This is a genomic window from Pseudomonas khorasanensis (assembly GCF_014268505.2).
Lineage (GTDB): Bacteria > Pseudomonadota > Gammaproteobacteria > Pseudomonadales > Pseudomonadaceae > Aquipseudomonas > Aquipseudomonas khorasanensis.
This window is the reverse complement of record NZ_JABWQP020000005.1, coordinates 16,931-31,536: the sequence shown is the minus strand read 5'-3', so window position 1 is coordinate 31,536 and position 14,606 is coordinate 16,931. Positions and strand designations below refer to the sequence as shown.

General features: G+C 60.5%; 13 protein-coding genes. 3 read left to right on the top strand and 10 right to left on the bottom strand.

From position 1 onward, the window contains the following. Positions 1-160: 160 nt before the first annotated feature. From panC to dksA, 9 genes are all read right to left on the bottom strand, one after another. Positions 161-1,021: a pantoate--beta-alanine ligase gene (gene panC, locus HU727_RS13375; protein ID WP_186532485.1), complete on the bottom strand. Its 861-nt coding sequence runs from the start codon at positions 1,019-1,021 to the stop codon at positions 161-163. After that, entirely contained in the window at positions 1,018-1,818 is an 801-nt protein-coding gene (gene panB / locus HU727_RS13370) for a 3-methyl-2-oxobutanoate hydroxymethyltransferase (RefSeq protein WP_186532486.1), read from the bottom strand. Before panB ends, panC begins: the two co-directional genes overlap by 4 nt. A gap of 397 nt (positions 1,819-2,215) precedes the next feature. Continuing rightward, the gene (folK, locus tag HU727_RS13365; RefSeq protein WP_186532487.1) at positions 2,216-2,695 is read right to left on the bottom strand and encodes a 2-amino-4-hydroxy-6-hydroxymethyldihydropteridine diphosphokinase; all 480 of its coding nucleotides are present in this window, start codon (positions 2,693-2,695) and stop codon (positions 2,216-2,218) included. A gap of 3 nt (positions 2,696-2,698) precedes the next feature. Next, positions 2,699-4,099, bottom strand: coding sequence for a polynucleotide adenylyltransferase PcnB (locus tag HU727_RS13360; protein ID WP_186532488.1), 1,401 nt, complete (start codon positions 4,097-4,099; stop codon positions 2,699-2,701). A 733-nt stretch (positions 4,100-4,832) separates the two neighbouring features. Further along, the gene (locus tag HU727_RS13355) at positions 4,833-6,269 is read right to left on the bottom strand and encodes a sigma-54-dependent transcriptional regulator (RefSeq protein WP_186532489.1); all 1,437 of its coding nucleotides are present in this window, start codon (positions 6,267-6,269) and stop codon (positions 4,833-4,835) included. 22 nt (positions 6,270-6,291) lie between these two features. Further along, positions 6,292-9,246: a sensor histidine kinase gene (locus HU727_RS13350; RefSeq protein WP_186532490.1), complete on the bottom strand. Its 2,955-nt coding sequence runs from the start codon at positions 9,244-9,246 to the stop codon at positions 6,292-6,294. Beyond that, positions 9,230-9,406 carry a hypothetical protein gene (locus HU727_RS13345; protein ID WP_003176118.1) on the bottom strand — a complete coding sequence of 59 codons (177 nt, stop codon included), beginning with the start codon at positions 9,404-9,406 and terminating at the stop codon, positions 9,230-9,232. Before HU727_RS13345 ends, HU727_RS13350 begins: the two co-directional genes overlap by 17 nt. A gap of 77 nt (positions 9,407-9,483) precedes the next feature. Next, a complete protein-coding gene (gene gluQRS, locus HU727_RS13340; RefSeq protein WP_186532491.1) occupies positions 9,484-10,380 on the bottom strand; it encodes a tRNA glutamyl-Q(34) synthetase GluQRS in 897 nt (298 codons plus the stop codon). Between the two features lie 205 nt (positions 10,381-10,585). Beyond that, a complete protein-coding gene (gene dksA, locus HU727_RS13335) occupies positions 10,586-11,029 on the bottom strand; it encodes an RNA polymerase-binding protein DksA (protein ID WP_186532492.1) in 444 nt (147 codons plus the stop codon). A 333-nt stretch (positions 11,030-11,362) separates the two neighbouring features. Here dksA and HU727_RS13330 point away from each other — a divergent pair, with 333 nt between their 5' ends. Both HU727_RS13330 and sfsA read left to right on the top strand, forming a co-directional pair. After that, positions 11,363-12,535, top strand: a complete 1,173-nt coding sequence (locus tag HU727_RS13330) for a pyridoxal phosphate-dependent aminotransferase (RefSeq protein ID WP_186532493.1) — start codon at positions 11,363-11,365, stop codon at positions 12,533-12,535. Continuing rightward, complete coding sequence (gene sfsA / locus HU727_RS13325; protein WP_186532494.1) at positions 12,535-13,248, top strand: DNA/RNA nuclease SfsA; 714 nt, start codon at positions 12,535-12,537, stop codon at positions 13,246-13,248. The genes HU727_RS13330 and sfsA overlap by 1 nt, the downstream gene beginning before the upstream one ends. On the opposite strand, the gene HU727_RS13320 is transcribed toward sfsA, so the two are convergent. Further along, positions 13,245-13,562, bottom strand: coding sequence for a Rieske (2Fe-2S) protein (locus HU727_RS13320; protein WP_186532495.1), 318 nt, complete (start codon positions 13,560-13,562; stop codon positions 13,245-13,247). The two genes, sfsA and HU727_RS13320, sit on opposite strands and share 4 nt — an antisense overlap. 163 nt (positions 13,563-13,725) lie before the next feature. Between HU727_RS13320 and HU727_RS13315 the strand changes: the two genes are divergently transcribed. Next, positions 13,726-14,598, top strand: a complete 873-nt coding sequence (locus HU727_RS13315; RefSeq protein ID WP_186532496.1) for a heme/hemin ABC transporter substrate-binding protein — start codon at positions 13,726-13,728, stop codon at positions 14,596-14,598. The last annotated feature ends 8 nt before the right edge of the window (positions 14,599-14,606 follow it).

Sequence of the window (14,606 nt, the reverse complement as noted above, 5' to 3'; positions counted from 1 at the left end):
GACAAACGGAGTGGGGCGACCTCGGCGGGAATCTTTCAGGTGCGCAAAAAACCTGTGGGAGCGAGCCTGCTCGCGAAAAGCGTCGTGTCAGTCGGCCTCACAGTCACTGATAGATCGCATTCGCGAGAAGGCTCGCTCCCACAGGATGATGGCGGGGGCTTCAGGTCGGGTTGTCGAGGTTCAGATGCAGGTTATCGATCAACCGCGTAGTGCCCAGGAACGCTGCCACCAGAATGACCAGGTCGCGATCTTCCGCCGTCGCCGGGCGCAGTGTCAGGCCGTGACGGATTTCCAGGTAATCCGGGCGCAGCCCCGCCGCTTCCAGCTGCTGCAACTGCGCATTGATCAGCGCCGGGTAATCGCGCTCACCTTGCTTGATCGATTCGGCAATGTTGCTCAGGGTGCGATAGACCACGGGTGCCACCGCACGTTGCTCCTCGCTGAGAAAACCATTGCGCGACGACAGCGCCAGGCCGTCCGCCGCACGCACGGTCGGCTCGCCGATGATCTGGATCGGCATGTTCAAGTCGTGCACCAGCGCGCGGATCACCGCCAGTTGCTGGTAATCCTTCTGGCCAAAGATTGCCAGATCCGGCTGAACCATGTTGAACAGTTTGCTGACCACCGTCGCCACGCCTTCGAAGTGCCCCGGACGGCTGGCGCCACACAGGCCTTCGGACAATTGCGGCACGCTGACCCGGGTTTGCCCGGCCATGCCGTCCGGGTACATCTCTTCGACGGTTGGCGCGAACAGCAGATCGCAACCGGCTTCAAGGAGTTTTTCCTGATCGGCCGCGAGCGTGCGCGGGTATTTGTCGAGGTCTTCGCCCGCGCCGAATTGCAGTGGATTGACGAAAATACTGGCGACCACGAAATCCACTCGCTGCGTGGCTTTCGTGATCAGGGCGACGTGGCCGCTGTGCAGGTTGCCCATGGTCGGCACGAAGCCGATGCGCTTGCCTTCACTGCGGGCGCGCGCTACGGCTGCGCGCAATTCGCGTACGGTTTTGACGGTGTTCATGCAGAGAATCCGTGTTCGATGCCGGGGAACGTGGTGGCTTTGACTTCGCTGACGTAAGCCTTCAGCGCGGACTGGATACTGTCCTGGCCGTGCATGAAGTTCTTGACGAATTTCGGGACGCGGCCGGTGATCGACAGACCGAGCATGTCGTGCAGGACCAGGACCTGACCGTCGGTGGCGTTGCCGGCGCCGATACCAATCACCGGAATGCTCACTGCCTGGCTGATTTCGGCTGCCAGTTCGCTTGGCACACATTCCAGCAGCAACATCGCCGCGCCGGCCTGTTCCAGGGAGATCGCATCGGCACGCATCTGTCGCGCCTGGTTCTCGTTGCGGCCCTGTACTTTATAGCCGCCGAGAATGTTCACCGCTTGCGGGGTCAGGCCCATGTGCGCGCAGACCGGCACGCCGCGTTCAGCCAGCAGGCGAATCGATTCGGCCAGCCACAGCGCGCCTTCGACCTTCACCATGTGCGCGCCGGCCTGCATCAGCATGGCGCAGTTGGTCATGGTTTGCTCAAGGGTCGCGTTGGCCATGAACGGCAGGTCGGCGAGGATCAGGGCATCGCTGTTGCCACGTTTGACGCAGGCGGTGTGGTAGGCCATTTCTGCAGTGGTCACTGGCAGGGTGCTGTCGTGACCTTGCAGAACCATGCCGAGAGAGTCTCCCACCAGCAGCACTTCGACACCAGCCTCGTTGCAGGCTTGGGCAAAAGTCGCGTCATAGCAGGTCAGCATGGTGATCTTTTCACCTTTCTGCTTGAGGCTCTGGAGCGTGGTCAGGGTGATGGCTGGCATGTAAAAAATCCTCGTTCAGGCGCTCTGGAAACTACTGCGAGTAACGCGCGTGATTCGTCATCTGCTCAGGCGCACGCTCTTGTGTCGTGCTTATAAGGCCTGGATTGCGCCCGTATATACCGGGTTGTCGGCAGCGGGACGCCTATAGTCGTGATGAGCCAACAGGAAGTCAATTGCGTGTGTTACCGCGTTGTTACGCCGGCGGTGTTACCGGCGTTACTGATGCGATTCAGCGGTGCGGCGGGGCTGATTCGGGGGATTTTTGTCTGACAAAAACAGAATGCCGAACGCTGCACCTGTGTAGGCGCTGCGGAACGCTGCGATCTTTTGATTTGATGTTGGAGATCAAAAGATCGCAGCCTCGTTTTACTCGACAGATCCTACAGAGGGATTGTTGTCAGGGGAGGCGTTCAAGGCCGACGAATGGGCAGGCGGCGAGCAGGGCGGGGAGGGTGCGACCGTCCGCGAGGCGCAGGTCTGGCGGGGCCAGTTCGGCGAGGGGATAGAGCACAAACGCGCGCTCCTGAATCTGGTAGTGAGGAACCTTCAGGCGCGGCTCGTCTATCAGTCGATCGCCGAACAGCAGGATGTCCAGATCCAGCGTACGCGGGCCCCAGCGCTCCAAGCGTTCGCGGCCCTGGTCGTTTTCGATCGCCTGCAGAGCATCGAGCAGTTCAATCGGTGCAAGCGAACTGTCGAGCGCGGCCACTGCGTTGGTGTAACGCGGCTGGCCGGGGAGCAGGGAATCGCTCTGGTAAAAGGCTGAAACGCCGGCGAGGGAGGTCTTCGGCAATTGCCCCAGCGCCGTAATGGCGCTGCGCAATTGTTCGGCCGGGTCAGCGAGGTTGCTGCCCAGACCGATGTAGATGCGCTCCATGGCTTATTCGCCCGTCGCGCTCGGCGCACCCGCGCGCTTGCGTTTGGAACCACTGCTGCGGCGACGCTTGCGTGGCGCGCCGCTGGCATCGTCACCCTTGCCGCTGAGGTCGCGGATCATGTCGCGGCGTTCGCTGTCGTTGGCGTCCTGATAGTCCGTCCACCATTCACCGAGGCCGTCGGTCTCCTCGCCGGCGCTTTCACGCAGCAACAGGAAATCGTAACCGGCACGGAAACGCGGGTTGTCCAGCAACAGGTCGGCGCGCTTGCCGCTGCGCCGTGGCAGGCGTTCCTGCATGTCCCAGATTTCGCGGATCGGCATGGTGAAGCGCTTCGGAATCGCGATCCGCTGGCACTGTTCAGCGATCAGCTCGTGCGCGGCCTCTTGCATCGCCGGAATCGGCGGCATGCCACGTTCCTGTAGACGCAGCACGCGGGCCGGCAACGCAGGCCAGAGCAGGGCGGCAAACAGGAACGCCGGGGTGACCGGTTTGCTCTGCTTGATTCGCAGATCGGTATTGGTCAACGCTTCGCTGATCAGCGTGTGGGTGTATTCCGGGTTGTATTCCAGCGCCTCGGCACTGGCCGGGAACAGCGGGGCAAACAGCTGCAGATCGACCAGCATTTCAAAGGTGATCGCGCCGTGGCCGGAAAGGAACAGCTTGAGCACTTCTTCAAAGAGCCGCGCCGACGGAATCTCGCGCAGCATCGGCGCCAGCTCACGTATCGGCTGGACGGTGTGCTTCTCGATACCGAAATTGAGCTTGGCGGCAAAACGAACGGCGCGCAGCATGCGCACGGGGTCTTCCTGGTAGCGCTGCTTCGGATCGCCGATCAGACGGATCAGGTGATTGCGGATGTCGTGCACGCCATTGGCGTAGTCGAGAATGCGCTCGCTGACCGGATCGTAATACAGGGCGTTAATGGTGAAGTCGCGGCGTTGCGCGTCTTCTTCCAGGGTGCCGTAAACGTTGTCGCGCAGAATCCGCCCGCTCTCGTTGCGCGAAGACTGGTTGCTGTCCTCGTCGTCTTCGTTGACCGGATGATTGGCGCGGAAGGTCGCGACTTCAATGATTTCGCGCCCGAAATGGATGTGCACCAGTTTGAAGCGGCGACCGATGATTCGCGCATTGCGGAATTCGGCACGGACCTGCTCGGGGGTGGCGCTGGTGGCGACGTCGAAATCCTTGGGCGTGATGCCCAGCAGCATGTCTCGCACGCAACCGCCGACCAGATAAGCCTGGTAACCGGCGCCTTGCAGACGTTCGACGATATTCACCGCATAGCGGCTGAACTGCGTTTTCTGCAGCGAATGTTGACCGCTATTGAGCACTTCAGGGGTGCTGCGGATGTGTTGCGTACGACGCACGGGAGTTCGGAATGACTGGAACAGCTTCTTCAGCATGGGATGCACTGTTTGAAGGAATGTTCGGCCATACCAAAGAATGACCGCATGATGGGCGCAGATTCTAGCATTTAGTCGAGGGATGGTGTAGGCGACAGCAGATTCGAGCTGCAAGCCGCGAGCTACAAGGGTCGAGGGAGGCGAAAAGGGAGGATTTCGCAGAAGGGAGAAACTACAAGGGGAGCCGAAGCTCCCCAAGAAGTAGTTGCGTGCTCTTTTTATTATTGATTCGGGCTTCTTGTTTTTGTTGAGTGCCCTCGCCACGAAGTGTTTCCTTCGTGACCCTCCCAATCGGGAGCCAAGAGCAAACGGATTGCTTTGGTCGCTGAATTGCAGTGATCTATCGATCCAACCAGTACAGGCTCTGTCTTAGGACAGTTTTTGTTGTTCTCGGCCTGGTCGTGGGGCAAGCCCCAAATACAACGCCTCTCCAAAAGAATCAGTTAGCTGCGCCTCTCGCCGTCTTGTTTTTATTGTGCGTGAGTCGATTCGTCTTATTTTTATTGTCTTGTGCATTGCTTGTTATTGTTCTTGTACCAAACATATAGCAGGGTGCGTGCCAACTTTTGCGTAGCCCAGTAAAACATGGGGTTAGGTCGATATAACCGTTTTGTCGGGGCGAAAAAAAGCCGGGGTTTCGTTACCGATAACCCCGGCTTCTGTTACGTGAATCGACTGCGGTAACAGTTTTTTCACATTGTCATGCGTTACCCGCGCACACGGTGGGTAACGCTCAGCTCTCGCTGGCGACCCCGGTCTTGCGCCGTGGGATGCCCAGGCGCTGGCGGCGTTCCCACAGGCATTTACGGCTGACGCCCAGTTTGCGCGCCAGTTCGGTCTCGGTCATGTGGTCTTGATGCTCGAGAACGAAGTGCTGGAAATAGTCCTCCAGCGACAGATCCTCGGTCGGCTCATGGCTGCTGTTGCTGGCGTTACCGCCGGTCTGCGGTGGCAGGCCGATGAATTCGTCGTCCTCCAGATCGCTGAGCTCGATGTCGATGCCCAGCAGGTCGGCCGAAATTTCAGGGCTTTCGCTGAGAATGACCGCGCGCTCGACGGCGTTCTCAAGTTCGCGAACGTTGCCCGGCCAGGAATAATGCCGGATCGCCTGTTCGGCATCCGCCGCGAATTTCAGATCGGTGCGGTTGATGCGCGCACTCTGGCGGGCGAGGAAGGCATTGGCGATTTCATTGACGTCGGCGCCACGCTCGCGCAGGGCCGGCAACTTCAAGGCAATCACGTGCAGACGGTAATAAAGGTCTTCGCGGAACTGGCCGATTTTTGCCAGGCTCTTCAAATCCCGGTGCGTCGCGGCGATCAAACGCACATCGACTTTTTGCGATTGCACCGAACCAACCCGGCGAATCTCGCCTTCCTGCAATACACGCAGCAGACGGGCCTGGGCTTCGAGCGGCAGTTCGCCGATCTCATCGAGGAACAGCGTGCCGCCGTCCGCCGCTTCGACCAGACCGGCGCGACCAGCGCTGGCGCCGGTGAACGCGCCTTTCTCGTGACCGAACAATTCGGACTCGATCAGACTCTCCGGAATGGCTGCGCAGTTCACCGAGATCATCGGTGCCTTGGCGCGTTTCGACAGGTTATGCAGGGCGCGGGCTACCAGTTCTTTACCGGTACCGGACTCACCCTGAACCAACACATTGGAATCCGTCGGCGCGACCTTGCGGATCTTGCTGTACAGATCCTGCATCGGAGGGCAGGAACCGATGATGCCGATGTCGCCATTGCTGTTGTCAGCAGCGGCTTTACCGTTACCGTTGGTCGGCTTGCTGGCAGCGGCTTCACTGGCGGCGGGCGCCGACTGGCGGTCACGCAGGATCCGGGCGACAGCCTGGAGCATTTCATCGTGGTCGAAGGGCTTGGCGATGTAGTCCACCGCGCCCATCTTCATCGAGTCGACCGCCGAGCGCAGGCTGGCATAGCTGGTCATGATCAGCACCGGCGTGCCCTGGCCGAGCTTGATCAGCTCGGTGCCCGGAGCGCCGGGCAGGCGCAGATCACTCACGATCAGATCGAACGTAGGAATGGTGAAGCGTTCTTGTGCTTCCTGCACTGAACCGGCTTCGCTGACCTGGTACTGGTTGCGTTCCAGCAGGCGGCGCAAGGCGGAGCGGATAATTGTTTCGTCTTCGACGATCAAAATGTGCGGCATTGATTCGATACTCTCGACGGTCTCAGTTCACAGCGGACGTCGCTTCGACATGACGCGGTAAGGTCACCCGGATACGGGTGCCGCGCTGGCTTTCTACATCAGCCGGGCTGTCGATGGTGATTTGTCCATAATGCTCTTCAACGATGGAATAGACCAGTGCAAGGCCCAGACCGGTGCCTTCACCCGGGTCCTTGGTGGTGAAGAAAGGTTCGAACAATCGGTCCATGATGCTCGACGGAATTCCGCTGCCTTCATCCTCCACGATCAGGTCGACCGTGTGTTCGCCGGCTTCGCTCTTGACCCGCACGGCACTGCCCGCAGGCGAGGCATCACGGGCGTTGGAGAGCAGATTGATCAGCACCTGAGCGAGCCGCTGCGGGTCGCCTTCGACCCAATGGTCGGGATCGCACAGGTTATAGAATTGCACTTCGAAGTTGCGTCGGTTCAACGCTAGCAAGCCGATGGCGTCCTGGGCGACTTCTGCCAGACAGACGGGCTCGTCGCTGTGCTGATGGCTGCCGGCATGGGCAAAACTCATCAGCGACTGGACGATGCGCGACACGCGTTTGGTCTGTTCGAGAATCTGCCCGCTGATTTCGGTCAGCTCGCCGTCGTCTTCACGTTCTTCGCGCAGATTCTGCGCCAGACAGGCGATGCCGGTGATCGGGTTGCCAATCTCATGGGCCACACCCGCGGCGAGGCGACCGATGCTGGCCAGGCGCTCGGAGTGCACCAGTTTGTCTTCGAGCATCTGCGTTTCGGTCAGATCCTCGACCAGCAACACCAGACCACTGTTGCCGGGCGCCAGTGGCTCGTCGATCGCGGCTTTGTGCAGATTGAGCCAGCGAGTCTGGCCGTCGAGGGCCAGGTGCTGTTTGTGCAAATGCTCGTCGGGCAGATCGATGAAGCCTTGCAGCAGGCCTTTCCATGGCTCGGCGATGGTGCTCAGGCGCGAGCCGACCACACGTTGCGCGGCGATTCCGGTGAGTTCTTCCATGGCCTTGTTCCACATCAGGACCTCTTGATCCTTGGCCAGCGAACACACGCCCATCGGCAATTCCTGCAAGGTCTGGCGGTGGTAGCGGCGCAAGGCATCGAGTTCGGCGGCAAGGCCGGTGAGACGCGAGTGGTAATCCTCGAGACGGCTTTCGATGAAGTGAATGTCTTCGGTGACGTAGTTCTCGCCGCCAGCCTTGTACGGCAGGAAGGTCTCGACCATGTCCTGGGCAACGCTGGGGCCCATCAGGCCGGACAGGTTGGCTTCGATGCGGTCGCGCAATCGGCGCAAGGCGTACGGCCGGCGTTCGTCGAACGGCAGATACAGATCACGCAGCGCCTGTTCGACTTCCTTTTGCGCGGCTTTGGCGCCCAGCGGTTTGGCCAGTTGCGTGGCGAATTCCTGAGGCGAGGCGGCGTGCAGTTCCCGGCGTTGCGGACGACGGACGTTATCCACAGCGCAAGCCTCGGCGGCGCTGGCTTCTTCGGGACTGGCATTGGTGAACAGCGAAATCAGCGTGAACATCAGCACGTTGGCTGCCAGCGAGGCGATGGCCGCCATGTGCCAACTGGTGTCGTCCAGCACGTAAATCATGTTCAGCAGCGGAATGTAGAACCCCTGCAAATTGCCGACCAGCGGCAGTAACATGGTCACCACCCAGACCAGGATCCCTGCCAGCAGGCCGGCGATGAAGCCGCGTCGGTTAGCGGTCGGCCAGTACAGAACCGACAACACGCCCGGCAGAAACTGCAGAGTGGCAACGAAAGCGACGATGCCGAGGTTGGCCAGGTCCTGCCCCGCGCCGAGCATCAGGTAGAAACCGAACCCGGCCATGATGATCGCGACAATCAGCGCTCGGCGCGTCCATTTCAGCCAACGGTAAATGTTGCCTTCGGCGGGCGGCTGATAAAGCGGCAGCACCAAATGGTTCAGCGCCATGCCTGACAGCGCCAGAGTGGTGACGATGATCAGGCCGCTCGCCGCCGAGAGGCCGCCGACGTACGCGAGTAATGCCAAGGGCTTGCTGTTGGCGGCAATGCCGATGCCGAGGGTGAAATATTCCGGGTCGGTGGTGGCGCCGAGCTTGAGGCCGGCCCACAGGATCAGCGGCACCGCCAGGCTCATCAACAGCAGGAACAGCGGCAGGCCCCAGCTGGCGCTGACCAGTGAGCGCGGATTGAGGTTTTCGGTGAACGTCATGTGATACATGTGCGGCATCACGATCGCCGAGGCGAAGAACACCAGCAGCAGCGTCCGCCACGGGCCCTCCTGTAGCGGCGTATGCAAGGCGGCCAGGGCGGTCTGGTTCTGCAACAGCCACAGTTCCAGTTGCTGCGGACCGTCAAACACGCCGTACAACGCATAAAGGCCAACCCCGCCGAGGGCGATCAGTTTGATCACCGACTCGAACGCGATCGCGAACACCAGTCCTTCGTGCTTCTCGCGGGTAGCGATATGTCGCGAGCCGAAGAAAATCGTGAACAGAATGATCAGTGCACAGAAGGCCAGCGCCACACGGCTCTGGATCGGCTCGCCCGTGAGAATGCCAATGGAATCCGCCACCGCCTGAATTTGCAACGCCAGCAGCGGCAGGACGCCGATCAGCATGAATATGGTGGTCAGTGCCCCGGCCCACGTGCTGCGAAAGCGAAAGGCAAACAGGTCGGCCAGCGACGACAGTTGATAAGTACGGGTGATCTTCAGGATCGGATAGAGCAGCACCGGTGCCAGCAAAAATGCGCCGGACACGCCGAGATAACTGGAGAGAAAACCATAGCCATATTGGTAGGCCAGGCCGACCGTGCCGTAAAACGCCCAGGCACTGGCGTAAACCCCGAGCGACAAGGTGTAGGTCAGCGGGTGGCGAATGATCGCGCGCGGGATCATGCCCCGTTCGCTGACCCAGGCCACGCCGAACAGCGTCGCCAGGTAAGCGGCGCTGATCAGGAGCATCTGGGTCAGGCTAAAGCTCATCGGCATCTTTTTGGCTCTGCAGGATGAAGGTCACGACAATCAGGATCAGCCAGAGCAGATAAGGGCGATACCAGGCGCCCGTCGCGTCGATCCACCAATCCATGATGGCCGGCGAAAACAGGTAGATCCCTACGACCAAAAGCAGGACCAAGCGATAGATGTACATCCCGGCCTCTCTTTTTTATGCGCGTGCCCGAAAACGTGCGGCGATGGTAACGGATGGGCGCGCGACTGCAAGTGTCGTCATAGCAGTTGCGCTTCGGGCAAGGTCAGTGTGCGCGGGATCTTCGCGGCGTCCCAGTGGGCGCTGCCCCAGGTGAGTAGTTCCTGCGGCGAGGCGTGCAACAGCTCCGCGCCGGGGTTTTGTCCCAGCGCCCGCAATGCCCGCAGCAGCAAGGGCGTGGCCTGATCCGCTTCAAGCGGTGGCGAACGATAGGACTTGCCGAGTTTGTTGCCGTCCGGTTGAGTGATCAGCGGCAGGTGCAAATAGCGCGGCTGTTTCAAACCGAGCAGCTCTTGCAGGTACAACTGACGTGGGGTCGAGTCGAGCAGGTCGGCGCCGCGCACGATGTCGGTGATGCCTTGCCACGCGTCGTCAAGCACCACGGCCAGTTGATACGCATAGAGCCCGTCGCGACGACGAATGACGAAATCTCCGACGTCGCGGCCCAGGTGCTGACGGTATTCGCCCTGGACGCGATCGATAAAGTGATATTCCAGCTCCGGCACGCGCAGACGGATGGCCGCGTCCTGCTGATCGTGGCCGGCGTTGCGGCACAGCCCCGGATAAATTCCATGATAGGGCTCCAGTTGTTTGCGCGAACAGGTGCAGGCGTAGGCCAGGCCATGATTGAACAGGCTGTTGAGCACTTCGGCGTAGGCGTTGTGCCGGGCACTCTGGCGCACCATTTCGCCGTCCCATTCGAAGCCGTAGCTTTCAAGCGCCTTGAGAATGGCGGCCTGCGCGCCGGGTTCTTCTCGCGGCGGATCAAGGTCTTCCATGCGCACCAGCCAGCGACCGCCGACCGAGCGGGCGTCGAGGTAGGAGGCCAGCGCAGCGACCAGCGAACCGAAGTGCAAGTGGCCACTGGGGGTTGGGGCGAAACGGCCGATGTAAGCAGGGGAGGTTTTGGCAGTCATGGAAACGATAAAAGCTATTCAGAATTTACGCAGGTTACCCCTGTGGGAGCGAGCCTGCTCGCGAAAGCGCTGTGTCAGTCAACAATGAGTTTTCTGAAAGGGTGCTTTCGCGAGCAGGCTCGCTCCCACAAAGGCCAAGGGCAGAGGCAAACCGCAGAAACAAAAACGGAGCGTTCGCACGCTCCGTTTTTCGTTCAGGTCGAGATTACTTGCCGACCTGCTTTTCCTTGATCTCAGCGAGATTCTTGCAGTCGACGCACATGTCGGCGGTTGGGCGGGCTTCGAGGCGCTTGACGCCGATCTCGATGCCGCAGGATTCGCACCAGCCGTATTCACCGTCTTCGATCAGTTGCAGTGTCTTGTCGATCTTCTTGATCAGCTTGCGCTCACGATCACGGGCGCGCAGTTCGAGCGCGAACTCTTCTTCCTGACTCGCACGGTCGGCCGGGTCGGGGAAGTTGGCTGCTTCGTCCTTCATGTGATCAACAGTTCGGTCGACTTCCTGCATCAAGTCCAGTTTCCACTTGGTCAGGATCTTGGTGAAGTGCGCGCGCATGGGCTTGCCCATGTACTCTTCATCTTTGGCCTGAACGTAAGGTTCGAAGCCACTGATCGCCGTTTGCTGCTGTTGCTTTGCTTGGGTGGACATGAAATAGACCGCCTCTACTCTTGTAATCCATTGCGCAGGATTGCTCCATCACCGACACCTGCCGGCCCTGCGGCTGCAAGCGGGCGAACTTACCAGATCAACTCAGCCTGCGCTACTCCCGGATGTCGAGCCCCCGGCGGGTGGCGCTTGCAGATATTTGGCAAGTCGTGTCTGGCGGGATGGGAGACCTGTTCAATCACTGATGTTAGTCAATCCTGGAGCGTACGTTGAGATCGTTACAGTCCAGCGTTCTTGAGGCTGTGACCGCTACGGGTTCTCGCTCGTTCCGGTAGATGAGTAGAATCGTCTCTTTTTTCCGTCGAAGGCGACCCAATGGCCCAGCCCTACAGTGCGCGCAGTCGTGCAATCGAACCGTTTCATGTGATGGCGCTGCTGGCGCGGGCCAACGAATTGCAGGCCGAAGGCCGCGACGTGATCCACCTCGAAATTGGCGAGCCCGATTTCACCACGGCCGAGCCGATCATCCGTGCCGGGCAGGCTGCGTTGACGGCTGGCAAGACACGATACACCGCAGCCCGTGGCATTCCTGAACTGCGCGAGGCGATTGGCGGCTTCTATCAATCGCGTTACGGCTTGAACATCGATCCGCGGCGAATCCTGATCACGCCCGGCGGCTCTGGCGCGCTGTTGCTGGCGACCGCGTTGCTGGTCGATCCCGGTAAACACTGGTTGCTGGCGGACCCCGGCTACCCGTGCAACCGGCATTTCCTGCGCCTGGTCGAAGGCGCGGCGCAATTGGTGCCGGTCGGGCCGGACGTGCGTTATCAACTGACACCGGATCTGATCGAGCGGCACTGGGATCACGACAGCGTCGGCGCACTCGTCGCTTCGCCGGCCAACCCGACCGGGACCCTGCTGACTCGCGATGAACTCGCCGGGTTATCCACAGCGATCAAGGCCAGACACGGCCATCTGGTGGTGGATGAGATCTACCATGGCCTGACCTACGGCACCGATGCCGCCAGTGTGCTGGAGGTCGATGACAGCGCCTTTGTCCTCAACAGTTTCTCCAAGTATTTCGGCATGACCGGTTGGCGCCTCGGTTGGCTGGTGGCGCCGGAGGCGGCGGTCAGCGACCTGGAAAAACTCGCTCAGAATCTCTACATCAGCGCGCCGAGCATGGCGCAGCACGCGGCACTGGCGTGTTTCGAGCCAGCCACCATCGCGATTTTCGAAGAGCGCCGTGCCGAATTCGCGCGCCGTCGCGACTTCCTGCTGCCAGCCCTGCGCGAACTGGGTTTCAACATCGCCGTCGAGCCGGAAGGCGCGTTTTATCTGTACGCCGATATCAGCCGGTTCGGCGGAGATGCCTTCGCGTTCTGCCGACATTTCCTTGAAACCGAGCACGTTGCATTCACGCCGGGCCTGGACTTTGGCCGTTATCAAGCAAGTCATCATGTGCGTTTTGCCTACACGCAAAACCTTGCGCGCCTGCAGGAAGCGGTGGAGCGGATCGCCCGTGGCTTGAAGAGCTGGCAAGGCTGATGCGCTTTTATCCTGCTCTGGAAGAGGCGCGCCTGATCCGCCGTTACAAGCGTTTTCTCGCCGATGTCGAAACCGTGGGTGGCGAGTTTCTGACCATTCATTGCCCAAACACCGGTTCGATGCTCAATTGTCAGGTCGAGGGCGGGCAGGTCTGGTTCAGCCGCTCCAACGATCCGAAGCGTAAGTTGCCCGGCACGTGGGAAATCGGCGAAACCCCGCAGGGAAGGCTGTTCTGCGTTAACACCGCGCGCGCCAACGGCCTGGTAGAAGAGGCCTTGCAGGCCGGTGTCATTACCGAGTTGGCCGGGTTTACCGCGTTGAAGCGTGAAGTGGCTTACGGGCAGGAAAAAAGTCGCATCGATTTCCGCCTCGAATACCCCGGCGGTCCGGCGTATGTCGAAGTGAAAAGCGTCACCCTGGGCTTCGACGGTACGGCGGTAGCGGCGTTTCCTGATGCCGTGACCCAGCGCGGCGCGAAACATCTGCGTGAACTGGCGCATCTGGCGCGTGACGGGATTCGGGCTGTTCAGCTTTACTGCGTGAACCTCACCGGAATCGATGCGGTGCGCCCGGCCGAGGAAATCGATTCGGCCTATGCCGAGGCGTTGCGTGAAGCGGTCGCCTGCGGTGTGGAAGTGCTGGCCTACGGTGTTCGGCTTGACCATGAAGAGATGGTCATCGACCGCCGACTCGATGTGCGGCTTAACGGTTAAACGTCGATCCACAGCCCTTGCGCGTCTTCCCGGCAGGCAATCGCTGTGAGTGACTGCCCGGCGCAAGGGCCGGCGACGCATTCTCCATCCTCGATCAAGAACAGCGCGCCGTGGGTGGCGCACTGGATCAGGCTGTTGCTCGGGTCAAGGAACCGGTCGGGCTGCCATTCGAGGCCGACGCCACGGTGGGGGCATCGATTGAGATAAACGTAGGCCTGACCTTTGCGGCGTACGGCGAAGATTTTTTTTCCGTCGATTTCGAAACCGCGACTGCCGGCCTCGGCCAGATCGCTGCCAGCGCAGAGAAACTTCATGGCTATCCTCAGGTGTCCGCTCATGTCTGGATGTGTCCGAGCTTGACGTTTAAATGCAAACAATTATCAAATGGCCGCCTTCTCCTCAGGGAGTCTGGCAGCTGTCGAGGATACTTGGCTCGCTCTGCCGATGCTCGGGAAACCTTCTTCAAGGAAGCTGTGTATGCGCCTGAAAACCCGCGTTGCTGTGCTGTGTATCGGCCTTTTTATCTGCCATCAGGCGGCAGCGGCGGATTTACCGCAACGCTGGGTCAGTGCGGGCGGCGCGCTGTCGGAATGGGTCAGCGCCCTGGGCGGCGAGTCCAGGCTGGTGGGAGTCGACACCACCAGTCAGCATCCCGAGTCGTTGCAGGCACTGCCGAGCATTGGGTATCAACGCAGTCTGTCGGCAGAGGGCATTTTGAGTTTGCGCCCCGATATCCTGATCGGCACTGAGGAAATGGGCCCGCCGCCGGTGCTGGCGCAGGTAAAAGCGGCCAAGGTGAGGGTCGAGTTGTTCTCGGCGCAGCCTGATCTGCCGACGCTGGAAAAGAATGTCACTCATCTGGGCCAGTTGCTCGGTGCGCAAAAACAGGCAGCGCAGCTGCTGCAGGCTTATCAACAGCAACTCGATGCGCAGAAAGCGCGAGTTGCCCAAGTGCAAACCGTACAGAAAACGCCGGGCGTATTGCTGTTGCTCGGGCACGCCGGCGGCAAGCCTTTGATCGCCGGCAAGCACACCGCCGCGGACTGGCTGCTGCAACAGGCTGGAGGGCATAACCTCGCAACGCACACCGGTTACAAACCGTTTTCCGTGGAGTCCCTCGCCAGCCTCGATCCCGAGGTGCTGGTTTTCGCCGACCGTGCGCTGACCGGCGAAGCGGCAAAAGCGGCGTTGTTCAAGGAAAACCCCATCCTCAATTCAAGCCGTGCGGCAAAGTCCGGGCGCGTAATGGAGCTGGATCCGACGCTGCTGGTAGGCGGTCTCGGGCCGCGCCTGCCGGCTGCGCTGAAAACGCTGTCTGACGGTTTCTATCCGGTCAAGAGCAACCAATGACCACACTG